At 68.8% G+C, this 25,315-nt stretch carries 28 protein-coding genes; 11 read left to right on the forward strand and 17 right to left on the reverse strand.

The features are described from left to right. Positions 1 to 6 precede the first annotated feature (6 nt). From rpiB to glmM, 6 genes are all read left to right on the forward strand, one after another. Entirely contained in the window at positions 7 to 459 is a 453-nt protein-coding gene (rpiB, locus tag ACX9MO_RS13125; protein WP_222489140.1) for a ribose 5-phosphate isomerase B, read from the forward strand. A 260-nt stretch (positions 460 to 719) separates the two neighbouring features. Then, positions 720 to 2,945, forward strand: a complete 2,226-nt coding sequence (glyS, locus tag ACX9MO_RS13130; RefSeq protein ID WP_462212162.1) for a glycine--tRNA ligase subunit beta — start codon at positions 720 to 722, stop codon at positions 2,943 to 2,945. A 296-nt stretch (positions 2,946 to 3,241) separates the two neighbouring features. Beyond that, a complete protein-coding gene (locus ACX9MO_RS13135; RefSeq protein ID WP_222489142.1) occupies positions 3,242 to 5,776 on the forward strand; it encodes a putative PEP-binding protein in 2,535 nt (844 codons plus the stop codon). A gap of 155 nt (positions 5,777 to 5,931) precedes the next feature. Further along, positions 5,932 to 6,546 (forward strand): cell wall hydrolase, encoded by a 615-nt coding sequence (locus ACX9MO_RS13140; protein ID WP_222489143.1) that lies wholly within the window; start codon positions 5,932 to 5,934, stop codon positions 6,544 to 6,546. Between the two features lie 129 nt (positions 6,547 to 6,675). Further along, positions 6,676 to 7,686, forward strand: a complete 1,011-nt coding sequence (folP, locus tag ACX9MO_RS13145) for a dihydropteroate synthase (RefSeq protein ID WP_462212163.1) — start codon at positions 6,676 to 6,678, stop codon at positions 7,684 to 7,686. After that, the gene (glmM, locus tag ACX9MO_RS13150; RefSeq protein WP_462212164.1) at positions 7,686 to 9,029 is read left to right on the forward strand and encodes a phosphoglucosamine mutase; all 1,344 of its coding nucleotides are present in this window, start codon (positions 7,686 to 7,688) and stop codon (positions 9,027 to 9,029) included. Before folP ends, glmM begins: the two co-directional genes overlap by 1 nt. Before the next feature lie 63 nt (positions 9,030 to 9,092). Here glmM and ACX9MO_RS13155 read toward each other — a convergent pair whose 3' ends face one another. Further along, positions 9,093 to 9,980, reverse strand: coding sequence for a LysR family transcriptional regulator (locus ACX9MO_RS13155; protein ID WP_462212165.1), 888 nt, complete (start codon positions 9,978 to 9,980; stop codon positions 9,093 to 9,095). Positions 9,981 to 10,083: 103 nt separating this feature from the next. Here ACX9MO_RS13155 and ACX9MO_RS13160 point away from each other — a divergent pair, with 103 nt between their 5' ends. Further along, positions 10,084 to 11,100 carry a YeiH family protein gene (locus ACX9MO_RS13160; RefSeq protein ID WP_462212166.1) on the forward strand — a complete coding sequence of 339 codons (1,017 nt, stop codon included), beginning with the start codon at positions 10,084 to 10,086 and terminating at the stop codon, positions 11,098 to 11,100. A 94-nt stretch (positions 11,101 to 11,194) separates the two neighbouring features. Here ACX9MO_RS13160 and ACX9MO_RS13165 read toward each other — a convergent pair whose 3' ends face one another. Continuing rightward, positions 11,195 to 11,623, reverse strand: coding sequence for a c-type cytochrome (locus tag ACX9MO_RS13165; RefSeq protein ID WP_462212167.1), 429 nt, complete (start codon positions 11,621 to 11,623; stop codon positions 11,195 to 11,197). A gap of 216 nt (positions 11,624 to 11,839) precedes the next feature. Further along, positions 11,840 to 12,862 (reverse strand): ketol-acid reductoisomerase, encoded by a 1,023-nt coding sequence (gene ilvC, locus ACX9MO_RS13170; RefSeq protein ID WP_222489148.1) that lies wholly within the window; start codon positions 12,860 to 12,862, stop codon positions 11,840 to 11,842. 147 nt (positions 12,863 to 13,009) lie between these two features. On the opposite strand from ilvC, the gene ACX9MO_RS13175 reads away from it, so the two are divergent. Together ACX9MO_RS13175 and ACX9MO_RS13180 are read left to right on the forward strand one after the other, a co-directional pair. Then, entirely contained in the window at positions 13,010 to 13,465 is a 456-nt protein-coding gene (locus ACX9MO_RS13175) for an Lrp/AsnC family transcriptional regulator (protein WP_222489149.1), read from the forward strand. A 28-nt stretch (positions 13,466 to 13,493) separates the two neighbouring features. After that, positions 13,494 to 13,961, forward strand: coding sequence for an Lrp/AsnC family transcriptional regulator (locus ACX9MO_RS13180; protein ID WP_222489150.1), 468 nt, complete (start codon positions 13,494 to 13,496; stop codon positions 13,959 to 13,961). A gap of 552 nt (positions 13,962 to 14,513) precedes the next feature. Here the strand turns inward: ACX9MO_RS13180 and trmD are convergent. The 13 genes from trmD to ACX9MO_RS13245 all read right to left on the reverse strand — a co-directional run bounded on the left by trmD (position 14,514) and on the right by ACX9MO_RS13245 (position 22,747). Next, the gene (trmD, locus tag ACX9MO_RS13185) at positions 14,514 to 15,311 is read right to left on the reverse strand and encodes a tRNA (guanosine(37)-N1)-methyltransferase TrmD (protein ID WP_462212168.1); all 798 of its coding nucleotides are present in this window, start codon (positions 15,309 to 15,311) and stop codon (positions 14,514 to 14,516) included. A 92-nt stretch (positions 15,312 to 15,403) separates the two neighbouring features. Then, a complete protein-coding gene (locus tag ACX9MO_RS13190; RefSeq protein ID WP_462212169.1) occupies positions 15,404 to 16,189 on the reverse strand; it encodes a sulfotransferase in 786 nt (261 codons plus the stop codon). Positions 16,190 to 16,192: 3 nt separating this feature from the next. Then, on the reverse strand, positions 16,193 to 16,696 hold the full coding sequence (rimM, locus tag ACX9MO_RS13195; RefSeq protein ID WP_462212170.1) for a ribosome maturation factor RimM: 504 nt from the start codon (positions 16,694 to 16,696) through the stop codon (positions 16,193 to 16,195). Between the two features lie 25 nt (positions 16,697 to 16,721). Beyond that, positions 16,722 to 16,862, reverse strand: a complete 141-nt coding sequence (locus tag ACX9MO_RS13200) for a hypothetical protein (protein ID WP_462212171.1) — start codon at positions 16,860 to 16,862, stop codon at positions 16,722 to 16,724. A gap of 17 nt (positions 16,863 to 16,879) precedes the next feature. Then, complete coding sequence (gene rpsP / locus ACX9MO_RS13205; protein ID WP_222489154.1) at positions 16,880 to 17,245, reverse strand: 30S ribosomal protein S16; 366 nt, start codon at positions 17,243 to 17,245, stop codon at positions 16,880 to 16,882. Positions 17,246 to 17,303: 58 nt separating this feature from the next. Continuing rightward, a complete protein-coding gene (locus ACX9MO_RS13210) occupies positions 17,304 to 17,624 on the reverse strand; it encodes a chorismate mutase (protein WP_222489155.1) in 321 nt (106 codons plus the stop codon). Next, entirely contained in the window at positions 17,617 to 18,219 is a 603-nt protein-coding gene (locus ACX9MO_RS13215; protein ID WP_222489156.1) for a GNAT family N-acetyltransferase, read from the reverse strand. Before ACX9MO_RS13215 ends, ACX9MO_RS13210 begins: the two co-directional genes overlap by 8 nt. Further along, the gene (locus ACX9MO_RS13220; RefSeq protein WP_222489157.1) at positions 18,216 to 18,722 is read right to left on the reverse strand and encodes a GNAT family N-acetyltransferase; all 507 of its coding nucleotides are present in this window, start codon (positions 18,720 to 18,722) and stop codon (positions 18,216 to 18,218) included. Before ACX9MO_RS13220 ends, ACX9MO_RS13215 begins: the two co-directional genes overlap by 4 nt. A 70-nt stretch (positions 18,723 to 18,792) precedes the next feature. Beyond that, positions 18,793 to 19,335, reverse strand: coding sequence for a GNAT family N-acetyltransferase (locus ACX9MO_RS13225; protein ID WP_462212172.1), 543 nt, complete (start codon positions 19,333 to 19,335; stop codon positions 18,793 to 18,795). Next, complete coding sequence (locus ACX9MO_RS13230) at positions 19,332 to 19,862, reverse strand: GNAT family N-acetyltransferase (RefSeq protein ID WP_462212173.1); 531 nt, start codon at positions 19,860 to 19,862, stop codon at positions 19,332 to 19,334. Before ACX9MO_RS13230 ends, ACX9MO_RS13225 begins: the two co-directional genes overlap by 4 nt. Next, positions 19,859 to 20,386 carry a GNAT family N-acetyltransferase gene (locus ACX9MO_RS13235; protein WP_462212174.1) on the reverse strand — a complete coding sequence of 176 codons (528 nt, stop codon included), beginning with the start codon at positions 20,384 to 20,386 and terminating at the stop codon, positions 19,859 to 19,861. Before ACX9MO_RS13235 ends, ACX9MO_RS13230 begins: the two co-directional genes overlap by 4 nt. An 81-nt stretch (positions 20,387 to 20,467) precedes the next feature. Further along, positions 20,468 to 22,000 carry a signal recognition particle protein gene (ffh, locus tag ACX9MO_RS13240; protein ID WP_462212175.1) on the reverse strand — a complete coding sequence of 511 codons (1,533 nt, stop codon included), beginning with the start codon at positions 21,998 to 22,000 and terminating at the stop codon, positions 20,468 to 20,470. A gap of 549 nt (positions 22,001 to 22,549) precedes the next feature. Then, positions 22,550 to 22,747, reverse strand: coding sequence for a hypothetical protein (locus ACX9MO_RS13245; RefSeq protein WP_222489162.1), 198 nt, complete (start codon positions 22,745 to 22,747; stop codon positions 22,550 to 22,552). 248 nt (positions 22,748 to 22,995) lie between these two features. Between ACX9MO_RS13245 and ACX9MO_RS13250 the strand changes: the two genes are divergently transcribed. Then, the gene (locus tag ACX9MO_RS13250; RefSeq protein ID WP_462212176.1) at positions 22,996 to 23,886 is read left to right on the forward strand and encodes a LysR family transcriptional regulator; all 891 of its coding nucleotides are present in this window, start codon (positions 22,996 to 22,998) and stop codon (positions 23,884 to 23,886) included. Then, positions 23,883 to 24,833, forward strand: coding sequence for a DMT family transporter (locus ACX9MO_RS13255; RefSeq protein ID WP_462212177.1), 951 nt, complete (start codon positions 23,883 to 23,885; stop codon positions 24,831 to 24,833). The genes ACX9MO_RS13250 and ACX9MO_RS13255 overlap by 4 nt, the downstream gene beginning before the upstream one ends. On the opposite strand, the gene ACX9MO_RS13260 is transcribed toward ACX9MO_RS13255, so the two are convergent. After that, positions 24,830 to 25,198 carry an ArsR/SmtB family transcription factor gene (locus ACX9MO_RS13260; RefSeq protein ID WP_462212178.1) on the reverse strand — a complete coding sequence of 123 codons (369 nt, stop codon included), beginning with the start codon at positions 25,196 to 25,198 and terminating at the stop codon, positions 24,830 to 24,832. The genes ACX9MO_RS13255 and ACX9MO_RS13260 overlap by 4 nt on opposite strands. Between the last annotated feature and the right edge of the window lie 117 nt (positions 25,199 to 25,315).

Genomic DNA, 25,315 nt, shown 5'->3' on the forward strand with positions numbered 1-25,315 from the left:
CCCCTCGTGACCGTATCCAAACGTATCGTTCTTTCCAGCGACCACGCCGCGATCCCGCTGCGGCAGGCGATCGCCGCCCATATCACCGCGCAGGGCTGGGAGGCCGTCGACATCGGCCCCACCACGCCCGAGAGCACCCATTACCCCAAGCATGGCGCCGCCGCGGCGCGCAAGGTCGCCTCGGGCGACTGCCGTCTGGGGATCATCCTCTGCGGCACCGGGCAGGGGATCATGATGGCCGCCAACAAGGTGCCCGGCATCCGCTGCGGCGTCTGCTCCGACACCTTTTCGGCCAAGATGATCCGCGCGCACAACGACGCGCAGATCCTGTCCCTCGGCGCGCGCGTCGTGGGGGAGGGGCTGGCGCTGGAGATCGTCGATGCCTTCCTGAACACCGAGTTCGAAGGCGGCCGTCACGCCACCCGCGTCGACATGATCGAGGCCCCCGAGGCCGAGTGACCCCACTGGCCGCGGCGGGGCAGGGCCGTGCGCCCGCCTGCCGCGCCCCATCGGGTCTGGTGGAAGGCGGCCCCCCCCGTGCAACTCTCGCACGGACCGGGCCGCGCCGGGGCTGCAGGGCCTCTCGGGGCCGTTCCGCGGCAGATGCGCCGGGAGAGCGCGGGATTTTCCGCGCCGGTCTCTGGACGCTCCGCGCCCCCTTCGCTATTCCCGTCCGCAACGCGCCCCCGGGGCGCCCCACGCAGGCTGGATGAACCGACATGCCCGATCTCCTGATCGAACTCTTCTCCGAGGAAATTCCCGCGCGGATGCAGGCTCGCGCCGCCGAGGACCTGAAGAAACGCGTGACCGATGGTCTCGTCGAGGCCGGTCTGACCTATGCGGGCGCCGCCGCCTTCCACACCCCGCGCCGCCTGACGCTGGCGCTGGACGGGCTGCTGGCCGAAAGCCCCACCCGGCGCGAAGAGCGCAAGGGCCCGCGCGTCGACGCCCCGGAAAAGGCGCTGGAGGGCTTCCTGCGCGGCGCAGGCGTGGCCCGCGAGGACCTGAAGGTTCAGGACGACAAGAAGGGGCAGGTCTACGTCGCCGTGATCGAGACCCCGGGCCGCCCGGCGGCCGAGATCGTGGCCGAGGTGCTTGAGGCAACGATCCGCAACTTCCCCTGGCCCAAGTCGATGCGCTGGGGCGCGGGCACGCTGCGGTGGGTGCGCCCGCTGCATTCGATCCTGTGCATCCTGACCGACGAGGCCGGCGCCTCTGTCGTGCCGATGGAGATCGAGGGCATCCAGACCGGCAACAGCACCCGCGGCCACCGTTTCATGGCGCCCGCCAGCTTCACCGTCACCTCCTTCGACGACTATGCCGCCAAGCTGAAGCGCGCCTTCGTCGTGCTCGACGCGCAGGAGCGCGCGGATCACATCTGGCAGGAGGCCACCAACCTCGCCTTCGCGCAGGGCCTCGAGGTGGTGGAGGACAAGGGCCTGCTGGCCGAGGTCGCGGGGCTCGTCGAATGGCCCGTGGCGCTGATGGGCGAGATCGGGGCGGATTTCCTCGCCCTGCCGCCCGAAGTGCTGCAGACCTCCATGAAGGAACACCAGAAGTTCTTCTCGGTGAAAAACCCCAAGACCGGGCGGATCGAACGCTTCGTCACCGTGGCCAACCGCGAGACTGCCGACAACGGCGTGACGATCCTCGCGGGCAACCAGAAGGTGCTGGCGGCGCGGCTGTCGGACGCCAAGTTCTTCTGGGAAAACGACCTGCGGGTCGCCAAGGCCGGCATGACCGACTGGCTCGACCAGCTGGAAAACGTGACCTTCCACAACAAGCTGGGCTCGCAGGCCGACCGCGTGCGCCGCATCGCGGCGCAGGCGGGCGAGATCGCACCCTTCGTGGGCGCGGACCCGGCACTGGCCGAGCAGGCGGCGAAGGTCGCCAAGGCCGACCTCTCCTCCGAGATGGTCTATGAATTCCCCGAGCTTCAGGGCCTCATGGGCCGCTACTACGCCGAGGCCGCGGGCCTGCCGGCCGAGGTGGCCGAGGCCTGCGAGACCCACTACCAGCCGCTCGGCCCCTCCGACGCGGTGCCCGGCGGTGCCGTCGCACAGGCAGTGGCGCTGGCCGACAAGCTGGACACGCTGACCGGCTTCTGGGCCATCGACGAGAAGCCCACCGGCTCGAAGGACCCCTTCGCGCTGCGCCGTGCCGCCCTCGGCGTGATCCGCATCCTGCTGGAATCGCAGGCCCGCATGGCGCTTGAGCCGCAGTTCGGCGCACAGCTGGTGCGGCACGAGATCAAGCAGGCCAACGGCGCGGCGGCGGCGGAACTGGCCGCGCTGGAAGACCTCGTCGAGGAGATCGCCAAGCACGGCGTCTTCGGCGCGGCACTGCACACGGTGATGGAGCGCCTGAGCGGCGAGGCGCCGCTCCTCGACACGCTGAAGGCGCGCGTTCCGGATGCGGCCGCCGACCTGCTCTCCTTCTTCCACGACCGTCTCAAGGTGCACCTGCGGGATCAGGGCCTGCGCCATGACGTGATCGACGCCTGCCTCGCCATGCCGGGCAACGACGACCTCGTCGGGCTGGTGAAGCGGGCCGAGGCGCTCGGCGCCTTCCTCGCCACCGAGGACGGGGGCAACCTCGTGCAGGGCTTCAAGCGGGCGAACAACATCCTGACCCAGGCCGAGGAGAAGGACGGCGTCTCCTACGAGTTCGGGGCCGACGTGAAATTTGCCGAGACCGACGAGGAAAAGGCGCTCTTTGCCGCGCTCGACGGGGCCAGGGGCAAGATCGACACGGCCGTGGCGGCGGAAGATTTCGAAGGCGCGATGCAGGTCATGGCCGACCTGCGCGCCCCGATCGACGGCTTCTTCGAGGCGGTGCAGGTGAACAGCGACAACCAGGTCGTGCGCCGCAACCGGCTGAACCTGCTGTCCACCATCCGCTCGACCGTCCTGGCGGTGGCCGACCTGACGCGCATCGAGGGCTGACCGCCCGTCTGCCGGGGAAAGCCGCCCGGCCGGGCCGAGCGGCGAGGCCTCGCGCTGCGGGACGGGGCCCATGTGGGGCCCATGCGGGGCTGGCGTGGGCCCGCGTGAGGCCGCAACCCGGTGAGATGGGGGGCTGTCTGCCCCCCTTGTCCCGCGCGGGGCGCGCGGGACAATTCCCCCCGAGGATATTTCGGAACAGTGGATGAGGCGGGGGCACCGCGGGGAGTTTTCCTTGCCTCGTGACGCGCGGCGCGTATTCTGCGCCGAAAAGAGGTGCCGCAGTGCAGCAGCCCGAGATGACCCTGATCACCCCGACCGCGCCCCTGACCGTGGCGCAGCATGGCGGGCGTGCGAAATGCCTGCAGCGCCTCGTGCGCCTCGACCTGCCTGTGCCGCTGACGGTCGCGCTCTCCTTCGACGAGGTGCACCGGATCGCGGCGGGCGACCTGCCTGACATCGACCGTTTGCTGGCGCCCTTCGGGCCGGCGCCGCTGCTCTGCGTGCGGCCCTCCTCGGAGGATCCGGACTGGGGCGGGCCGGGGGCGGTGCTGAATATCGGCATCAATGACGACCGCCACGCCGCGCTGTGCGAGAAGCTGGGCGAACCGGCGGCGACGGGCATCTACATCCGCTTCGTGCAGGCCTATGCGATCCACGTCGCGCGTCTGGACCCGGACATGTTCGACGGGCTGGAGATGGAGGGCCCCGAGGGGCTGAAGGCGGTGCTGGAGGCCTACGAGGAAGAAACCGAGGAGGTCTTCCCGCAGGATCCGGGCGTGCAGCTGGCGGCGGTCCTGCGCTCCATGGCGCGGGCCTGGGAAGGCACCACCGCACGGCTGCTGCGGCAGGCCAAGGGCGCGCCCGCCGATGCGGGTCTCGGGCTCGTGGTGCAGGAGATGGCGCTGGGGCTGGGGCAGGGGGAATGCGGCTCGGGCGTGATCCAGCTGGTGAGTTCTGCCACCGGGCGGCCCAAGATCACCGGACGCTACCTTAGCCAGAGCCAGGGCCGGGAAGCGCTGGCGGGCGGGGCCTCCTCCCTCTTCCTCGCAAGGGACCCGCGCGGGCCCTCGCTGGAGGAGCTGGCGCCGGAGGCCTTCGACCAGCTGATCGCGCATACGCGGCTGATGCGGATCAAGCTGCGCGAGGAGATGCAGACCGAATTCACCATCGAGAACGGGCAGGTCCATGTGCTCGACGGGGTGCGCATTCCGCGTTCCTCCCGCGCCGCGGTGCGGATCGCGGTGCAACTGGCACAGGAGGGGATCATCCCCCGGCAGGAGGCGCTCCTGCGGGTCGAGCCGCGGGCGCTGAACGAGATGCTGCACCGGCAGGTGGACCCGGACGCGCCGCGCGACGTCATCGGCCACGGCATCGCCGCCAGCCCCGGGGCGGCCGCCGGGCGCATCGTCTTCTCCGCCGCCGAGGCACAGGCCGCCGCCGCCCGGGGCGAGCCCTGCATCCTCGTGCGCCGCGAGACCTCGCCGGAGGACATCCGGGGCATGCATGCGGCGGTGGCGGTGCTGACCGAACGCGGCGGGATCACCAGCCACGCGGCAGTGATCGGCCGGGGCCTCGGCCTGCCCTGCGTGGTGGGGGCGAGCGACCTGAAGTTCAACCTCGTCAAGGAGCAGCTCTTTGCCGGGGACGGGCGCCGCTTCCGCGCCGGCGACGTGATCACGGTCAACGGCACCAACGGGCAGGTTCTGGCCGGGGAGGCGCCCCTGCTGGAGGCCGCGCAGGACGAATCCTTCCAGGCGCTGATGTCCTGGGCCGAGGCGGAGAGCGACATCGGCATCCGCGCCAACGCCGACACGCCTGCCGACGCGCAGACCGCGCGCAACTTCAACGCCGAGGGCATCGGGCTCTGCCGGACGGAGCACATGTTCTTCGAGGCCGATCGCCTGACCGTGATGCGCGAGATGATCTTCGCCGACCGGCCCGAGGACCGGCGCACCGCGCTGGACCGGCTTCTGCCGATGCAGCGGCACGATTTCATCGAGCTCTTCCGCATCATGCAGGGGCTGCCGGTCTGCATCCGGCTCTTCGATCCGCCGCTGCACGAGTTCCTCCCCTCGGACCGCAACGGGCTCCGCGAACTGGCGGAGGCGCTGTCGCTGCCGCTCTCGACGGTGACCCGCCGGGTGGAGGGGATGGGGGAGTACAACCCCATGCTGGGAATGCGCGGCGTGCGCCTCGGGATCACCATCCCCGAGATCTACGACATGCAGGCCCGTGCCATCTTCGAGGCGACGCTGGCGGCCAGCCGCGAGGGCGCCCCGGTGGTGCCCGAGATCATGATCCCGCTGGTCTCGGCCAAGCGCGAGGTGGAGCTGGTGAAGACCCGGATCGACGCCGTCGCCGCCGCCGTGCGGACCGAGCGCGGGCGTGACTTCACCTACCGGCTGGGCGTTATGGTGGAGACCCCGCGGGCCGCCCTGAGAGCGGGCGAGATCGCCCCCCATGCAGCCTTCCTGTCCTTCGGGACGAACGACCTGACACAGATGACCTACGGGCTCTCGCGCGATGACGCGGGGCGCTTCATGTCGGCCTACGTACAGCAGGGGGTCTACCCGGAGGATCCCTTCCACACGCTCGACACCGAAGGTGTGGGAGAATTGCTCGAGATCGGGGCCGATCGCGGCCGTGCAGCACGAAAGGATCTTGTGCTTTCCATATGTGGTGAACACGGCGGTAACCCCGAATCAATCGCCTTCTGCCGGAAGGCCGGATTCAACTATGTGTCGTGTTCGCCTTTCCGGGTTCCCGTCGCACGCCTTGCCGCCGCCCAGCTGGCCCTGCGATCCGTGGGCGAAAATACGCCTACGAATTGAAAGCAGATTCAATGGGTTGTCTGTGTAAACGCATGATGACGCAACGAGTTCCCAAGGTTTAAAAAGTCTCAAGACTCGACGGTATGGTCCATTTCCTTTAGGGCATCTCGACGATTGCCGCCTTGGGGACCGCGGCTGCTTGGGAACGGGACGCGATGCGACTGAAAATTCTGACGGTACTTCTCTGCGTTTTCGCAGGTGCGGCGACGGCTGAAACGGCTGTGGACGGGCTCGTGAAGCAGGAGCAATCGGCGCTGAACAAGCTGTCGACCGGCAAGCTGAGTGACCTGCTTAAAAAACCGGCAAAGTCCAAGGTGGAGTATTCCCGCGACTGGCTGGCGAAGCAGCCCAAGGCCGCAGGCGACGCCGAATGGCAGTGTCTCTCGGAAGCGCTCTACTTCGAGGCCCGCGGCGAGAGCGTGAAGGGTCAGTTCGCCGTGGCGGAAGTGATCCTGAACCGGGTCGACAGCCCCGATTTCCCGAACACCGTCTGCGGTGTCGTGAAGCAGGGCACCGGGCGCAAGTATGCCTGCCAGTTCACCTACACCTGCGACGGCAAGTCCGACGCGATCCGCGAGCCCAAGGCCTATGTCAACGTGGGCAAGGTGGCCGAGGCCGTCCTCGCCGGCGCCCCCCGGGAACTGACCGGCGGTGCCACCTATTACCACACCCGCGCGGTGAGCCCGAAGTGGTCGCGCAAGTTCGCCAAGACCGCGACGATCGGTGTGCATTTCTTCTACAAGGCCCCCACGCGCGTCAGCGTGAACTGACCGCCATCGCCGTGCCGCCGCGCCCTTCGCAGGGCAGGGTGCCGCGCTGACGGCAACGTATGGCCGGAGCGCGCGACGCGGGGCCCGGCTGCCCTTGCCAAGGCCGCCTGTTTCGCGCATTCAACGGCCATGACCCCCTGTTACCGGCCAATCCCTTTCCAGGGCCTCGCCCGGCCCGGCACCGCGGTGCCCCTTGCCGGCGGACCGCTGTTCTTCGACCGTGCCGAGCGGCTGCTGCCCGACGGCAGCCGGGAACTGGTGCCGGTCTCCGAGGTCCCGTCCGACCTGCTTGAGCGCCTGACCGCGCCCCGCGCGCCGCTGGCCCGGATCGACTGGGCACAGCCGCGGATCATGGGCATCCTTAACGTCACCCCGGACAGCTTCTCGGATGGCGGCCGCCACAACGACCTGCCGCGCGCGGTGGACCATGCCCGGGCCATGCAGGCCGCAGGGGCCGACATGCTGGACATCGGCGGCGAGAGCACGCGCCCCGGCGCCGATCCGGTTGACGAGGCAGAGGAGGAGGCGCGCACCGCCCCCGTGATCGCCGCGATCCGGGCCGAGACCGATGTGCCGATCTCCATCGACACCCGCCGCGCGGGGCCCGGCGTGGCCGCCATGGCGGCGGGCGCGGACCTGATCAACGACGTGGCCGCCCTGTTGGACGATGCCGCGCTGGAAGAGGCCGTGGTGGCAAACCGCTGGCCGGTCAGCCTGATGCACATGAAGGGCACGCCGCAGACGATGCAGAAGGACCCGCGCTACGATCACGTGGTGCTGGAGGTCTTTGCCCATCTCGAGGCCCGCATCGCGGCGCTGGAGGCCAAGGGCCTGCCACGCGCGTGCATCATGGTCGATCCCGGCATCGGCTTTGCCAAGACGGTGGATCACAACCTCGCGCTGCTGCGCGACATCTCGGTCTTTCACGGGCTGGGATGCCCGATCCTGCTGGGCGTCTCGCGCAAGCGGTTCATCGGGGATATCGGACAGGCCGCGGAGGCGCGCGCGCGCTTCCCCGGCTCCATGGCCGTGGCACTGGCCGCCCTGGGGCAGGGGGTGCAGATGCTGCGGGTACATGACGTGGCCGAGACCGCGCAGGCGGTTCGGCTCTGGCAGAAGGTCACATTCGGGGGAGCGTGATGGGACGACAATTCTTTGGCACCGACGGCGTGCGGGGGCGGGCGAATTCCGCGCCCATGACGGCCGAGATGGCGCTGCGCATCGGCGCGGCGGCCGGGCGCTACTTCCGGCGTGACAACAGCCGCGCGCATCGTGTGGTGATCGGCAAGGACACCCGCCTCTCGGGCTACATGTTCGAGAACGCGCTGACCGCCGGGCTGACCTCGACGGGGATGAACGTGCTGCTGCTCGGCCCGGTGCCGACGCCTGCCGTGGGGCTGCTGACGCCCTCGATGCGCGCCGACCTCGGCGTGATGATCTCGGCCAGCCACAACCCGGCAGAGGACAACGGGATCAAGTTCTTCGGCCCCGATGGCTTCAAGCTGTCCGACGAGGCCGAGGAGGAGATCGAACGTCTCGTGCTGGAAGGCGTCGAGCCCGCGCAGGCGCAGAACATCGGCCGGGCCAAGCACATCTACGACGGGCGCTTCCGCTACAACGAGCGGCTCAAGACGACGCTGCCGCACGGCATGCGGCTCGACGGGATCAAGGTGGTGATCGACTGCGCCAATGGCGCGGCCTATCGCACCGCGCCCGAGGTGCTCTGGGAACTGGGCGCCGACGTGATCCCGCTGGGGGTGGACCCCAACGGCACGAATATCAACGCCAACTGCGGCTCGACCCACCCTGAGGCGGCGGCGGCGGCCGTGGTCGCCCATGGTGCGGACCTCGGGATCTGCCTCGACGGGGATGCGGACCGGGTGATCCTGATCGACGAGACCGGCGCCGTGGCCGACGGCGACCAGATCATGGCGCTGCTCGCGGCCCGCTGGGCCGAGGAGGACCGCCTGAAGGGCGGGGCGCTGGTGGCCACCGTGATGTCGAACCTCGGGCTGGAGCATTTCCTCGAAGGCCGCGGCCTGCGTCTGGAACGCACCAAGGTCGGCGACCGCTACGTGGTGGAACGGATGCGTGCCGGGGGCTTCAACCTTGGCGGCGAGCAATCGGGCCACATCGTTATGACCGACTACGCCACGACCGGCGACGGGCTGATGGCCGCGCTGCAGGTGGTGGCCGAGATGGTCCGCTCGGGCCGCCCGGCGTCGGAACTGGCCAAGCAGTTCGAGCGCGTGCCGCAGGTGCTGAAGAACGTCCGCTTCACCGCGGGGTCCACCCCGCTCGAAGCCGAGAGCGTGCAGGCCGCCATCGCGGCGGGTGAGGGGCGCCTGACGGGCAACGGGCGGCTGGTGATCCGCAAGTCCGGGACCGAGCCGCTGATCCGTGTCATGGCCGAAAGCACCGATGCCGTCCTCATGGAAGGCGTCGTGGACAACATCGTGGCGGCGGTCGAAGCGGCGGGCTGAGGCCCGCGCTGCCATCGGAGCGGGCGGCTTCCTGTCCGGCCGAGGCCGATCACGGGCCGGCGCTCATCCCGCGCGGATCACCTCCAGCAGGGCCTCTGCCGCGCGGGTCCTGTGCCGCTCGGGATGCGAGAGCACCGCGAAGGGCCGCGCGGGGCGCGGGGCCCATGTGACCCGCCGGATGGCCAGCCCGCGCGCCCGGGCCGCCGGCACCGCCCGGTGTGAAAGCATCGCCACCGCGCCCCCCGTGGCCACCCCCGCCAGCACCGCCTCGTTCGACGGCAGGTCGAGCGCCACCGAGAGCTCTGCTGCGCGCAATCCCATCGCCGCGAGATGTGCCTCGAAGACCGACCGCGTGCCGGAGCCGTCCTCGCGCAGCAGCCATGTGAAGCGCCGGTAGTCCTGCGCGGTGAAACCCCTCTGCCGCGCCGCAGGATGCTGCCGCGAGAGCACAAGCACCAGCTCATCCCGCGCCACCACCTGCCGCCGCAGCGGACTGTCGGGCAAGTCACCCTCGATGAAGCCGAGGTCCGCCGCACCTTCCTGCACCGCTGTGGCCGCCTGCGCCGTATTGCCGACGGCGAGGGAGAGCGTGACCTCCGGGTGCATCTCGTGAAACTGCATCAAGCGGGGCGGCAGCCAGTAGCTCGCGACCGTCTGGCTGGCGAAAAGCCGCAGGCTGCCGCGCGTCTCGACCGAGAGATCGGCCAGCACCAGCGCCGCGGTCTCGGCCTGCGCCAGCACGGCGCGGGCGGCGGGCACGAAGGTCTCGCCCTCCTGCGTCAGGGCAATGCCGCGTGCGACCCGATCGAAGAGCCGCACGCCATGCTGCCGCTCCAGCGCCGCGATGGCGGAGGAGACGGCGCTCTGCGTCATGTTGAGTTGCGCCGCCGCGCGGGTGACATGGCGCAACTCCGCCACGCACAGGAAAATCCGGATCTGATCGAGGGTCATGGATCATTCATCTAAAATTCCGAACGGAATGACAAATACATTCGGTTGGAGTGATTGGTGGATGCGGATCATATTCCGGTTCAGCCCCCGGAAGGAGAACGGAATGCCCAGCCTCAGCCAGATCGCCCCTGTCGCGCGCCCCGATGGCCTGCGGCGGCTGCTTCCGGGGCTGGCGCTGGTCCTGGGTCTCGCCCTCGCGGCGATGGTGCTGCAACGGGCCACGGGGATCGCCGCCCTCAGCCCGATGGTGGTGGCGATGGTGGCGGGGATCGGCCTGCGCAACCTCGCGCCGCTGTCGCCCGCGCTGACCCCGGGGATCGCCTTTGCCATGCGCCGGCTGCTGCGGGCGGGGATCGTCCTGCTGGGCTTCCGCCTGACCTTCGGGCAGGTGGCGGAGGTCGGGCTCTCCGGCCTTGCCGTCATTGGCGGAACGCTGGCGGCCACCTTCCTCTTCACCAAGGCGGCGGGGCGGGTCCTCGGCGTCGACCGGCAGTTGAGCGAGCTGATCGCGGCGGGGACGTCGGTCTGCGGCGCCTCTGCCGTGCTCGCGGTCAACACCGTGACCCGGGGCCGGGACGAGGACGTGGCCTATGCCATCGCCTGCGTCACGATCTTCGGCACGCTCTCGATGCTGGCCTATCCGCTGCTGGCGGGGCCGCTGGGGCTCGACGCTGCCGCCTACGGGCTCTGGACCGGGGCCAGCCTGCACGAGGTGGCGCAGGCGGTGGGCGCGGGGTTCGCGCGGGGCGAGGCCGCCGGGCAGGTCGCCACCATCGCCAAGCTCAGCCGGGTGATCCTGCTGGCGCCGCTGATCTTCGCGCTCGGGGCCTATGCCCGGGCGAGGGGGCAGGGCGCAGGCGGGGCGGCACCTGTGCCGTGGTTCGTGCTCGGCTTCGTGGCGGCCATCGCGGTGACCTCGCTGGTGCCGCTGCCCGCCGTGGTGCTGGAAGGGGCGCAGGGAGCCTCGACCCTGATGCTGACCATGGCGCTGGCGGCGATGGGGCTGGAAACCCACATCGGGCGCCTCCGGGCCAAGGGGCTGCGGCCGCTGGCCCTTGGCGCGCTTGCATGGCTCTTCGTTTCGGGGCTGGCGCTCGGGCTGGTCTGGCTGACGGGGTGACGAGCCCCGCGCCCTCCGTGACCGGGGGCGGGGCCTGCCTCTGCGCTGACTGGTGCGTTGACTGGAGCGCTGATTGGCACGCTGACCGGGGCGCTTACTCCTGAATGCTTTCGAGGTAAGCCAGCAGGGCAGCCAGTTCGCGCGGGGTGGGCGTCAGCACGCCGTCGATTTCCACCGGCACGAGGTCTTCCGCCATGGCGCCGCCGAACTCGGGCATGACCCGGGCGAGGTGGCCCTGCACCGGGTCTCCGTAGATATAGGCAAGGGCCTGCGCCTCGGGGAAGGTGCCGCCGTTGGCCGCCGCAAGCTTGGTCAGATCGGCCGGCGCCGTGGCCAGCCCGGAGGCCAGCGGGCCATTGCCGCGCCCCTCGGGGCCATGACAAGAGGTGCAGTTCGCGGCGAAGAAGGCGGTCCCGTCCGCCCGGTCGGGCATCCGCGCCTCGGTGCAGGCCACGAGGCCCAGTGCAAGCGCCGCCGCCGCGGCGACCCCGGTATAGCTGTTCGACATGTTACCCTCGATCACTCGTTTGCCTGTTGCCGCGCAGGGCCCCGGCCGGGGCTGTGTCGCGGTTTGCGCCCAGATGATCACAGCGCCGTGGGGATGAAAAGGGGCGGATGGCGGTGCGGGCGCCGCTGTTCGAGGGGCGGGAACCGGGGGCCATTCAGGTTGCGAGGAAAAAGGGCCCGGTCACGCGGACCGGGCCCTTTCCGATGTCGATCCGGCCGGGGCCGGAGGCGATCAGTTCTTGGCCTTGTCGACCATCTTGCCGGCCGAGATCCAGGGCATCATGCCGCGCAGCTTGGCGCCGGTGGCTTCGATCATGTGCTCGTCGTTGGCACGGCGCGAGGCCTTGATGGTCGGCTGGCCGACGGCGTTTTCCAGCATGAAGTCGCGGACGAACTTGCCCTGCTGGATGTCGGTCAGGACGGCTTTCATCGCGGCCTTGGTCTGCTCGTAGGGCAGGATGCGCGGGCCGGTCACGTACTGGCCGTACTCGGCGGTGTTCGAGATCGAGTAGTCCATGGTCGCGATGCCGCCTTCGTAGATCAGGTCCACGATCAGCTTCACTTCGTGCAGGCACTCGAAATAGGCCATTTCGGGCGCATAGCCGGCTTCCACGAGGGTCTCGAAGCCGCAGCGGATCAGCTCGACGAGGCCACCGCAGAGAACGGCCTGCTCACCGAAGAGGTCGGTTTCGCATTCTTCGCGGAAGTTGGTCTCGATGATGCCCGAGCGGCCGCCGCCGATGGCGGAGCAGTAGGACAGGCCGATTTCCAGCGCGCGGCCGGAGGCGTCGTTGTTCACGGCCACGAGGCAGGGCACGCCGCCGCCCTTGGTGTACTCGCCGCGCACGGTGTGGCCGGGGCCCTTGGGGGCCATCATGATGACGTCGACGCCGGGCTTCGGCTCGATCAGGCCGAAGTGCACGTTCAGACCGTGGGCGAAGGCGATGGCCGCGCCGTCCTTCAGGTTGTCGTGGACGTATTTCTTGTAGGTCTCGGCCTGCAGTTCATCGGGCATGGTGAACATGATCAGGTCGCACCAGGCGGCCGCTTCCGCAATGCCCATGACCTGGAGGCCTTCGCCTTCGGCTTTCTTAGCCGAGGGGGAGCCTTCGCGCAGCGCCACGACGACGTTCTTGGCACCCGAGTCGCGCAGGTTCAGCGCGTGGGCGTGGCCCTGCGAGCCGTAGCCCAGGATGGCCACTTTCATGTCCTTGATCAGGTTAATGTCGCAATCGCGGTCGTAGTAAACGCGCATCGGGGTGATCCTTCCGTTGTTGGGGGCTCCTCCGGCCCCTGATGCGCGTAAGATAGCGGGGATTCGGTGATTTGGTTTTCAAATCTTGTAGATATTGGCCTGTATGGTAGATTTCTATTCGTCAAATATGGATATGATTGAAAATCAATGCTCGATGACACCGACAGGCGTATCCTGCGCCAGTATATGGCAGACCCGGCGATCCGGGCCGCGGACCTGGCTGCGCGCACCGGGCTCAACGCCGCGACCTGCTGGCGCCGGATCGAACGGCTCAAGGAACGCGGCATCCTGCGCGGCAGCCGCGCGGTGATCGACTGGCGCAAGCTGGGCTACGAGGTGGAGGTCTCGCTGCGGATTTCCCTCGACAAGTCGGTGCCGCGGGCCTTCGACGAATTCGCGGCGGAGGCGCGGCTGATCCCCGAGGTGATGGAGATCCAGACCCTGCTGGGGCAGGTGGACATCCGCATCGGCCTGATCGCCCGCGACATGGCCCATTACCAGGAGATCTATCGCAACCGCATCCTGACCCTGCCGCATATCACCGAGCTGGACGCGCTGATGCATGTCGCCCGGATCAAGACCGACGAGACGGTGCCGGTGTGATGAGACCTGTGGGCAGGAGGACCAGAGCATGAGCGCCCCCGTCATCGACCTCGACGAGACCGACCGGGCCATCCTGCGCGCACTTGTGGAGGATGCGGAGCAGAGTTCCGGCACGCTGGGCAAGCGGCTTGGCCTGTCGCAGCCCGCGACGTGGCGGCGGATCAAGCGGATGGAGGAGGCGGGCGTGATCCAGGGCCGGCGGCTGGACCTCGACTTCGCGGCGCTCGGCTTTGGCGTCACGGTCTTCCTCGGCGTGAAGCTGGGCCGGACCCGGCGCGTGGGGATCGAGGATTTCGAGCGCGCGGTCTCGGCCATCCCGGAGGTGCAGACGGTGGAGCACGTGCTGGGGCTCTACGACTACCGGCTGCGGGTAACGGCGCGGGACATCCCCGATTTCGAGCGCGTGCTGCGGCGGCGGATCATGACGCTGCCGGGTGTGGGCAGCGTGGATGCGAACGTGATGCTCTCGGAGGAGCGGCTGCCGGGGCCGATCTGAGGGGGGCGGCAAGTCGGGGCAGTGGAGGCTTGGCCGCCGATGGCACGGAGCCGCGGTACAGGGTCGGTGGAGGTCGGGCATGGGGCCGGGGAGGTTGAGGCCGGGGATGTTGAGGCCGGGGATGTTGAGGGCCGGGAGCTTCAGGGCGGGTGCGCCTGTAGCGTTGGGCGCGGCGGGGCCGCCGGGGCGGGCTCGGGCGCGACCGAGGAGGCGGCGCTCGACCGATTGGGCAGTCCTTTGCCCAGCCACGAAGCCGTGCATCGACGGCGCGCGCGGGGGCGATCCTGTCCGTGCTGGCGAGCAGTTTATCGCAGCCAAGCATGTCGCGTCCCATCGAGGGACCGCCCAGCCTCACCAAATCGCCGCCGCGTGGGGGCGCGCCGGCGATGCGCGGCGGCCTGCGGCCTTGTCCCGCACGGGTGGTAGACGGGAAGGGCTTGTGCGGGGATCGTCGGCGGTGAAGCTTGGCGCTTGGCGCTTGGCTCTTGGCTCTTGGCTCTCGTGCCTAGACCTGAGGGTCGCGGAACACGTCAGCCGAACGCGGCCCGCGCCTCACCCCTTCCGCTTCGCCTCGTAGGTCTCCCAGAGGTCCGGGCGGCGTTGGCGGGTGATCTCTTCGCTGGTCTGCTGCCGCCATTGCGCCACCTTGGCGTGGTTGCCGGAGGTCAGCACCTCGGGAATCGTCAGCCCCTGCCATTCGGCGGGGCGGGTGTATTGCGGATGCTCAAGCAAACCGTTGGAGAAGCTCTCCTCCACCGCCGACTCTGCATTCCCCAGCACGCCGGGCAGCAGCCGCACCGTGGCGTCGATCATCGCCTGCGCGGCCAGCTCGCCGCCGGTCATGACGAAATCGCCGAGGCTCACCTCCAGCACGTTGTAATGATCCAGCACCCGCTGGTCGACGCCCTCGAAGCGGCCGCAGATCATGGTCAGCCCGTCGGCCCGCGCAAAGGTCCGCGCCATCTGCTGATCGAACCGCCGCCCGCGGGGCGAGAGGTAGATCAGCGGCCATGTCCCGCGCGCCCCGCGCATCGTGTCCTCGATCGCGCGGCCCAGCACATCGGCCCGTAGCACCATGCCGGCGCCACCGCCCGCGGGCGTGTCATCCACGTTGCGGTGCCTGCCCTCGCCGTAGGGGCGCAGGTCGGTCGTCTCCAGCTGCCACTTGCCGTCCTTCAGGGCCTTGCCGGTCAGGCTCTCCCCCAGCACGCCGGGAAAGGCCTGCGGGAACAGCGTGATGATCCGGGCGGTCCAGATGCCCGCCAGCCGCGGGTTGCTGTTGAGCAGCTCCTGCGGTTTCAGGCTGGCTTGAATCGATTTGCGGCCGTGGGAGCGGGGTGTCTCTGTCATGGCGCGCTGATAGGACGTTTCGCGGGCTTTGCAAAGCGCCTCGCGCCAGGCTGAGGCGGAGCGGGCCCCCGGGTGCGGCAGGCGTGGGGCGCTCAGCCCTCCTGCGTCCGGCGGATCAGTCGCTTCTTGCGCCGCTTGAGGGTCTCGCCGTCCCAGTCGCTTTGGTTCATCTGGAGCAGCCGGGCCAGCACCTCGGCGGGCAGCGAGGGGTTGGCGGTGGGCTGCGGGACGATCCGGGCGCGCAGGGCCTCCGGCAGGGCGACGAGGTCGAGGAGGGGGGCGAGCGGCCCGAGGGGGAGGTGGCCCACCGCCTCCAGCGCCGCGCGGTGCAGGGGCAGGGGGGCGATCGCTTCGGCCACGGCATCGGCCACGGCGGCGAGGTCCGCGTGGGCCAGGGCGCGGCGGCGGTAGCTGTCGAGGTCGAGGCGCATCCGCGTGGCCTGAAGGTGCTGCGCGTGGCAGCTTTTCACCCAGGCCTCGGGGCTGCGGGTGGAGAGGTAGACGACAGGCTCCGCCGTGGGCTGCGCCAGATGCAGGCTCTCGGTCAGCAGGGCCAGAAGCTCGGGCGCTGCGTCGTAGCCGGTGAGGCCCCGGCGGAAGGGCATGTGCCCGGCCAGATCCTCGGCCGAGATCAGAAGCGGGCGCGGATCAGAGGCATCAAGCGCGCCGAACGCCTCCTGCGCCTCGTAGCGCAGGAGCCCGCGGTGCAGATCGTCGCGATGTTCGGAAAAGGCGCGGCAGGCCTCGGTCAGGGGGCGGATGTCGGGCTTGAGCCAGATCCGCAGGCCCGGCGCCAGCAGGCCCCGGTTGGCGGCAAGCACGGCCTGCACGCTGGAGGTCCCGGTCTTGTGGAACCCGGCGTGCAGCACGACGCGCATCGCTCAGAGCAGCCCCTCGGGCGGATCGGCGATGATGCGGCCACTCTCCAGATCGACCGTGGGCACGACGGCGAGGGTGAAGGGCAGCAGGATGGATTGCTTGAGACCCGGGCCCATCACCTCGAGCAGGTCGTCGGCGCCGTGGTTCAGCACCGCCTTCACCTTGCCCAGAACGGTGCCGCCGGTGTCGAGCACCGTCAGGCCGATCAGGTCGGAATGGTAATATTCGTCGTCCGGCAGGTCGGGCAGCCGGTCGCGGGCAACAAAGAGCCGCACGCCCTTCAGGGCATCGGCCTGTTCCTTGGTGGCCACGCCGCCCAGACGGGCGGCGAAGCCGTTGTTGATCGGGCGGGTCAGCGTGACCGAAAAGGTCCGCGCACCATCCTCGGTCGAGAGGGGAGCGTAATCCGCGATGTCGGAGGGCTCGGCGCAGTAGCTTTTCAGCCGCACCTCGCCATTGACGCCGAAGGCGCCGCCGATGGAACCGACACAGATCATCTCATCCATTCTGCTCTCTCCGCCCACAGGCCGGTCATGGGACCTGGCACAGGATATCATGCAACGCGCCGGTGACGCGCAAGCAGCGTTCGGCCTGCTGATTTTTCTCCCAGATGACCCCCGCCACGAAGGCGAGGGCCATGAGGATCAGGAACCGGACGGGCCGGAACAGCATGACCTAACCCCAGCGGATTATTCCGCTGCGGCTTCCTCGGAGGCTTCGGCTGCCTTGGCGGCCTTGGCTTCTGCGCGCTCTTGAGCGGCCTTGCCGGGGGTGCCTTTTTTCGGGTTCGAGCGGGTCTTCTTCTCGACGACGCCGGCAGCTTCGAGGAAGCGCGACACGCGGTCGGTCACCTGGGCGCCCTGGCCGATCCAGTACTGGATGCGCTCGACGTCCATTTTCACGCGCTCTTCGCTGTCTTTCGGCAGCAGCGGGTTGTAGGTGCCCAGCTTCTCGATGAAGCGGCCATCGCGCGGCATGCGCGAGTCAGCTGCGACGATGCGGTAGAAGGGGCGCTTCTTGGAGCCGCCGCGGGCGAGACGGATTTTCATAGCCATGTGAGTATCTCCTTTGAATGGCGTGGTATGACGGGACCTGGTCCTGGACAGGCCGCCGTCAGGATTGGTGTTTCTTGTGGTGGCGAATGACTTCCTGAATGATGAAGTTCAGGAATTCCTTGGCGAATTCAGGATCCAGGTCGGCCTGAACCGCAAGCTCTTGCAGGCGCGCGATCTGGGTTTCCTCGCGCGCGGGATCGGAGGGCGGAAGGTCGTGGACGGCCTTCAGTCTGCCCACGCCCTGCGTGTGCTTGAACCGTTCCGCCAGCGTAAAGACGAGGATCGCGTCCAGCCGGTCGATGCTGGCGCGGTGCTCTTTCAGAAGCTCGGCTGCGCGGGCAGCCGTTTCGGCGGTGAGGTCTGTGCTGTGGTCAGTCAAGGGCGTAACCTTCGGGTTTGAACAAAGGGTCGGTATAGGACGCGATCTCGAGCGCGATGCCGTCCGCGATCTGGGACGAGACCAGATCGGCAGGCGCAGGATGGCGGTAGCAGACGTCGTTGCCGTCCACCGTGGCGGCGCCATCGTCGCGTTTCGCCCCCAGCCGTTCGGCGAGGCGAATCGAGTCGAGATTCTTGGGGTCGATGTAACTGACCGCGCCGTCCCATCCCAGCGTTTCATAGAAGTGGCGCCGGGCGGCATTGGTGGCCTCCAGCGCGTAGCCACGGCCGGCGACCTCGGGCCAGATGATCCAGGCGATCTCGCGCTCGGGCCACTGGGCCGGGAACCAGCCGCCCGCCATGCCGAGGGTGCGGCCGCTTTCGCGGTCGTGGATCATCCACATGCCATAGCCCCGGATCTGCCAGTGGCCGATCTCGGCCGCGTAGAGCATCCAGGATTCATAGGCGTTCAGCGGCCCGCCCATGAAGCGCGAGCGGTAGGAGGAGAAGGTCGCCTTGAAGTTCGGGTAATCCTGCGGCTCGGGGCCGCGCAGGATCAGGCGCTTCGTTTCCAGCACGGGGATCGTCGTCGTCATGCGGCGGCCTCCTCGTGGTAGCGGTAGACCACGTCGCCCGCGTCGAAGATCACGGCGGCCGGGTCCAGCGTCGCACCCAGCCGTTCCGCGAGGCGGATCGAGCGGGTGTTGTCGCGATGGATGTAGCTGACGAGCGTCGCGGTGTTCGGCTGGGCAAAGGCCCAGTCCCGCGCCAGCACGCCCGCGGCATAGGCCAGACCGCGGCCCTCGAAGCCGTCCAGCAGGAACCAGCCCAGTTCCCGTTCCGGGAAATGTGGCGGCTGGGTCACGGCGATCTGGCCGGCAAGCGCGCCGTCCGGCGTCTCGATGGCCCATCCGCCCTGACCGACGAGGTCCCAGCTTCCCACTTCGGAGGCGAACCCGTACCAGGCGTTGCTCGCATCTGCGGGCACGTCCATGTACTGCGCACGCGGCGAGCGGAAGAACGCGCAATAGGCGTCGAAATCCGACTGGCGGTGCGGGCGCAGGGTCACCTTGTCCGACGTGAGAAGGGGGGCGGTCATGCGCAGGCCCTCCAGCCGCGCAGGTGGGCCTGTGCGGTCTCGATCACCGGGAAGAGATCGCGGCGGACGCTCATGCGTAGGCCTCCATCCCGCCATCGGCGAGCGCCTCGGGCGCGGGGTGGCGCCAGACCTGCAGCGCGCCCCAGCGTTCGTGGGTAAAGTCGCTGTCGTGCCACGCGCCAAGGCGTGCGCAGACCCGGGCGGAGGGCGTGTTGGCGGGCTTCACGAGGCTGATCAGCGTGGTCAGGCCGACCTCGCCATAGGCATAGGCGCGCGCGGCGGCGCCGGCCTCGGTGGCATAGCCCTTGCCCTCGGAGCCCTCGAACAGGTCCCAGCCGACCTCGGGCTCGGGGAAGCCGTCGGGGCACCACAGGCCGACCATGCCAATGGTCCGGCCAGTGGTGGTTTCATCCACCATCCAGCGGCCAAAGCCGCGCAGCTGCCAGTGGCCGATTTCGGTCGCCAGTTGGCGCCACGTCAGTTCGGCGGTCATCGGGCCGCCAACGAACTTGGACCGGTCGGAGGCGTAGAAGGCGGTGAGCGCATCGAAATCCGACAGCGCGGGGGCGCGCAGGGTCAGTCGTTCGGTGGTGAGCGTCGGTATCGTGATCATGCTGCCCCCTTGGCCGTGATGGCCGTCAGATCGAAATCGTAATGTACCCAGTTGGCGTGGTTCGCCGCGCTGTGGCCCAGCACCCCGCCCAGCTTCTCCGCCAGCCGGCGGGAGCTCTGGTTGTCCTCGTGGGTATGGGCCGCAACGGCGGTCCAGTCACAGTCCTGTGCAAGGTGACGGATCACCTCGCGCCCGGCTTCCAGCGCAAGGCCACGGCCCGCGTCGGCGTCGGACCAGAGGGTCCAGGTCAGCTCCGGCCCCACGGCGGGGTCGTGATCGACGGGCCCGAAGAAGCCCATGGGGCGGTCGCTGCCCGGCTCGGCCATGATGTAGCGCCCGAAGCCGCGCGCCTGCCAGTGGCCGACGAAGGACAGGAACTTCTCGGTCGCGGCGCGGGTGGTCATCGGGCCGTTCAGATAGGTCATCCGGGGCCCGGTGGCGAAAGCCATGTAGGCGGGCAGGTCGTCCAGGGTCGGACGACGCAGCACCATCCGGGCAGTGCGCAGGGTGTCGGCGGTGCGGGTCATGCGCGCAGCCCTCCCGGGGCGTGACGCCAGATGCGCATGTCGCCGGTCATCGGGTGGTTGAACAGCCCCTCGCGGGTCGCGCCCAGTCGGATCGCCATGTTGGTGGAGGCGACATTGTCGTCGCCCACCAGCGAGATGCAGGAGGACCAGCCGAGATCGTCAAAGACCCAGTCGAGCACGCGCCTAGCCGCCTCGGTGGCATAGCCGAGCCCCTCGCAGCCTTCGAGCAGGTGCCAGGTCAGCTCCGGCTCGGGCCAGTTGCGGGGATACCACGGGCCGACGAGGCCGAGCGGCACGCCGGTGGCCTTGTCGAGCAGGGCGAAGTGGCCGTAGCCGCGCAGGTGCCAGTGGCCCACGATGGTCGCCACCGACCACCACGCCGCCTCGTCCGTGGCCTGCCCGACGAAACGCGGCGCGCCTTCCATCAGGAAGGCCGCCGTGGCGTCGAACCCGGGGCCGACGGGGGCCACGAGGCGCAGGCGCTCGGTCTCGAGCTCGGGGTGGACGGGGGCCACGTGCTTCATGCGCGCACCTCTTCCGGCCCGGTCGCGCTTTGCGAACGGGGGCTCTTGGCCATGGAGGAGGGGTGGGCGCGCCGCATCGGTTTACTTCTTCTTCCCGAAGCCGCCGAGACCGCCGAGACCCGGCAGGCCGCCTGCGCCACCCATGCCGCCCAGACCACCGGGGAGGCCGCCGGGCAGACCCTTGGCCGCGCCCATCTGCTTGGCCGCCGCTTCGAGAGCCTTGGGATCCATCTGGCCGGGGTCCATGCCCTCGGGCATGCCGCCCTTGCCGAACATCTGGCGCATGGCCTGTTTCATCATGCCGCCTTTGCCCATCTTGCCCATCTTCTTCATGACGTCGGACATCTGGCGCTGCATCTTGAGCAGCTTGTTCAGCTCGGACACCTCCAGCCCGGCACCGGCGGCGATGCGCTTCTTGCGCGAGGCCTGCAGCAGCTGCGGGTTGGCGCGCTCCTTCTTGGTCATCGACTGGATCAGGGCGATCTGGCGGCGGATCATCTTGTCGTCGTAGCCGGCGTCCTGCACCTGCTTGGACATTTTGCCCATGCCAGGCATCATCCCCATGATGCCTTCCATGCCGCCCATCTTCATCATCTGCTCAAGCTGCATCTTCAGGTCGTTCATGTTGAACTGACCCTTCTGGAAGCGCTTCATCATCCGCTCGGCCTGTTCGGCCTCCAGCGTCTGCTGCGCCTTCTCGACCAGGGCGACGATGTCGCCCATGCCGAGGATGCGGCCCGCGATGCGTTCCGGCTCGAAGGTCTCGATGGCCTCCATCTTCTCGCCGAGGCCGACGAAGCGGATCGGCTTGCCGGTGACGGCGCGCATCGAGAGCGCGGCACCGCCGCGCCCGTCGCCGTCCATCCGGGTCAGCACGACGCCCGAGACGCCGATCTTCTCGTCGAACTCCTGCGCCACCTCGACGGCAACCTGACCGGTCAGACCGTCGACCACCAGCAGGGTCTCGCGCGGGTTCACCACGTCGCGGACGTCGGCGGCCTGCTGGATCAGTTCCTGATCGATGTGCAGCCGGCCCGCGGTGTCGAGCATGTAGACGTCATAGCCGCCGAGCGCCGCCTGCGTCTTGGCGCGCTTGGCAATCTGCACCGGGTCCTCGCCCTTGACGATCGGCAGCGTGTCGACGCCGATCTGCTGGCCGAGGATCTGCAGCTGCTCCATGGCCGCCGGGCGGTTCACGTCGAGCGAGGCCATCAGCACGCGCTTGCCCTCGCGCTCCTTCAGGCGCTTGGCGAGCTTGCCGGTCGTGGTCGTCTTGCCCGAGCCCTGAAGGCCGACCATCAGGATCGGCGCGGGCGGGTTGTCGATCTTCAGCTTGCCGGGGTCTTCGGAGCCGGTCAGCGTGGCGACCAGCTCGTCATGGACGATCTTCACGACCTGCTGGCCGGGGGTGATCGACTTCGTCACCGCAGCACCGGTGGCCTTGTCGGTCACCGCCTTGATGAAGCTGCGCGCCACGGGCAGCGACACGTCGGCCTCCAGCAGGGCGACGCGCACTTCGCGCAGGGCGGTCTTGACGTCCTCCTCCGACAGAGACCCCTGTTTTGTGAGCCGGTCGAAGACGCCACCAAGGCGTTCGGACAGATTTTCAAACATGGCGGCCCTCCGTCAGGTCCGTTAATTCTACGATAGCCGCGATATCGTTACCGACAGCTCAAACGACAAGCGCCCCCGTGGGCGAACACTCGCTGACGGGGGGCGATCCCGACGCGCCGCCGGGACCGGAAGTTGTCTCACTTCCGGAATTTGGGCCCGAGCTACGCCGCGCAGGCCCAAATGTCAAGTTTCAAGGGACATTCTGCCCGGAGGCCCGGGCGATTTCTTCGAGCGATTTCTTGGCGCCTCCCCGGGGGAGGCCCGCCGGTCGCGGATCGGGGCCATCTCGGTCTCCTGCGATCCTGTTGCGGCGGTGCGCCCTCCCGGGTCGTGCCGTGTACCTCTCCCATGGCCGCAGCCGGCCCGTTGGAGAGGGGTCGCGAAGGGGGATGTCCGAACCTGTTCCGAGGTCCGGCCCCGTCGCGGCGTGTTCGCCCGATGTCGTTCCTTCGAGAAGGTCCTCGGGGCGGTGCGCCTCCCACCGGGTGCGGGGGGCGCGGGTGTCGTCCGGAACGCGCGATCTGCTTTCCTTGTTTCAGGCCGGCAAGCTCAAACGGGCAGAGCCGGTCCATCGCCCATGTGGGCGCGGGGCAGATCGGGTTCATTCTCGGCCGCGGCCTCGCTGACCTCCTCGTGACCTTGCTGGCTGCGGGCCGGGCACCATGCCTTGGCCATCGCACCCCAGTAGATCATCCAGGGGTTCATCGTGCAGGCGGCTTCGAACCAGGGGTTGATGTGTCTGGTCATCTCGGCCTCCTCTCTGAACACACCATCAAGATGGGGATCGCGCGCCCGCGCGTGAAGGGGGCGGGATGAAAAGCACGGCGCGCCCGGGCCCTCGACGCGGTGCGTCATGTGCAGGGTTGCAGAGGTTTCTCTTGCATCTCCGCACAGATGGCGCATTGATGCCGGAAAAGGTTCCTCACCGCACAGGGGCGGGGAAACCGGAACACAGACGCAGGGTCCGGCCGGCGGCCGGGCGCAGAGGCTTCGCGATGGACAACTGGGACGAGATCAGAACGGCATACCAGGTGGCGCGGCTTGGCACCGTGTCGGGCGCGGCAGAGGTGCTGGGTGTGCACCATGCCACCGTCATACGCCACATCGACGCGCTGGAGCAGCGGCTGGGGGTGAAACTCTTCCAGCGCCACGCCCGGGGCTATACAGCGACCGAGGCGGGGCAGGACCTGCTGCGCGTGGCGCAGGCCACCGATGACCAGTTCAGCCAGCTGGCGGGGCGGCTCAAGGGCCGTGGCAACGAGGTGTCGGGCGAACTGGTGGTCACCACGCTCAGCGGGCTGAGCCAGCTGCTCGTGCCGGTGATGGCGGATTTCCAGAAGGCCTACCCGGATGTGCAACTCAGCTACCTGACCTCGACCCGGCTGTTCCGGCTGGAATACGGCGAGGCCCACGTGGCGATCCGCGCCGGGGCCGTGCCCCAGCAGCCCGACAACGTGGTGCAGCCCTTCCTGACGCTGAAGTACAAGATCTACGGCTCGCGCGAGTATATAGAGAGGCATGGCCGGCCCGAGGGGCTGGAGGACCTGGTGAATCACCGGTTCGTCGGCACCGACAACAGCCAGAGCCGCGCCCCCTTCGCCCGCTGGATGAGCGAGAACATCCCGGCCCGGCAGGTGGTCTTCCGCTCGGGCGATCTGACCTCGGTCCGGCAGGCGATCCTCTCGGGCGTCGGGCTCGGCTTCCTTGCGGATTACGAATGCGGCACCCATCCGGAACTGGTCGAGGTCTACGCCGCCCCGGATGAATGGGCGACCTCGCTCTGGCTGGTGACCCACATGGACCTGCACCGGACGACGAAGGTGCAGACCTTCCTGAAGTTCCTCAAGGACGAGACCAGGCACCTGCGCGCGGCTGCACCGGAATGAGCGCGGTGCCCCCCGAGGCGCAGGGGCAGGGCAGGGCGACCGCCGTGCGGGGTGCCCCGAGCGAGACCCTGCGCGGCCACCTGGCGATGCTGCTGTTCTCGATCCTCGTCGCGGGCAGCTTCTCCCTCGGCGGGCTGGCAGCGCCCCATGTCTCGGCGCTGGCGCTGAACGCGGTGCGCTTCATGCTGGCGGTCGCGCTGCTGGGGATCGCTGCGCTGCTCACCACCGGGCTGCCGCGCAGCGCGCTTGCCGCGCCGTGGCGCTACCCGCTGCTGGGGGGCATATACTCGCTCTACTTCGTGCTGATGTTCGTGGGCCTGAAGACGGCGCATCCGGTCTCGGCGTCGGCGGTCTTCACCCTGATGCCGCTGATGGCGGTGGTCACTGGCTGGCTGATCATGCGGCAGGTGGCCGGGCCAAAGGTCCTGCTGGCGCTGATGATCGGGGCGCTTGGCGCGATCTGGGTGATCTTTCGCGGCGACCTGTCCGCTTTGGCCCGGCTCCAGATCGGGCAGGGGGAGGCGATCTACCTGCTGGGCTGCGTGGCCCACGCCACCTACACGCCCATGGTGCCCTGGCTGAACCGGGGCGAGCGCCCGCTGGTGTTCTCCTTCTGGGTGCTGCTGGCGGGGGCCGTGCTGGTCACCCTGATCGGCTGGGGCGACATCCGCGCGACGGACTGGGCGGCGCTGCCGGCCATCGTCTGGATAACAATCGTCTATACCGCGGTCTTCGCCACGGCGATCACCTTCGTGCTGATGCAGTATGCCTCGCTTCGCCTGACCGCGGCCAAGGTACTCGCCTACACCTACCTGACGCCGACCTGGGTGATTCTGTGGGAGCTCGCGCTCGGCCACGGGGCGCCACCGCTGCTGTCGGTCGGCGGGATCCTGCTCAGTTTCGTGGCCATCGCGATGCTGCTGCGCGGCGACCGGCGGGGCGTCTAGGCGGTTTCGTCCGGATCCTGCGGGGCGCGCAATTCGACGGCAAGGAAGCGTTCGAAGGCCTCGAGGTTCACCGGCTCGAACTGGCCGAAGCCCTGCATCCAGACCGAGGCCGCGCGCAGCGCATCGGGTTCGAGCTGGCACCATTTGACCCGGCCGCGCTTGTCCTGGCTGATCAGCCCGGCCCGGGTGAGGATCGAAAGGTGCTTGGAAATAGCGGCCAGAGACATCTCGAAGGGGGCGGCGACATCGGTCACGGCCATGTCGTCCTCCAGCAACATCTGCAGGATCGCGCGCCGCGTGGGATCGGCAAGCGCGGCAAAGATCACGTCCAGATCGGGCGCGGTGTCGGAGGGACGGGCGTTCATAAGGCGGTTAAGCCTTGAGCGAATTTCTCCGTCAAGCGTTAAACTTGGGCTAGAGGTTGGCGCAAACGGGACACACCCCGGCAAAAAGTCCGCCAAATTGCTGCGCTTGCAATTTTT

It is taken from the genome of Pseudooceanicola profundus (assembly GCF_054919315.1).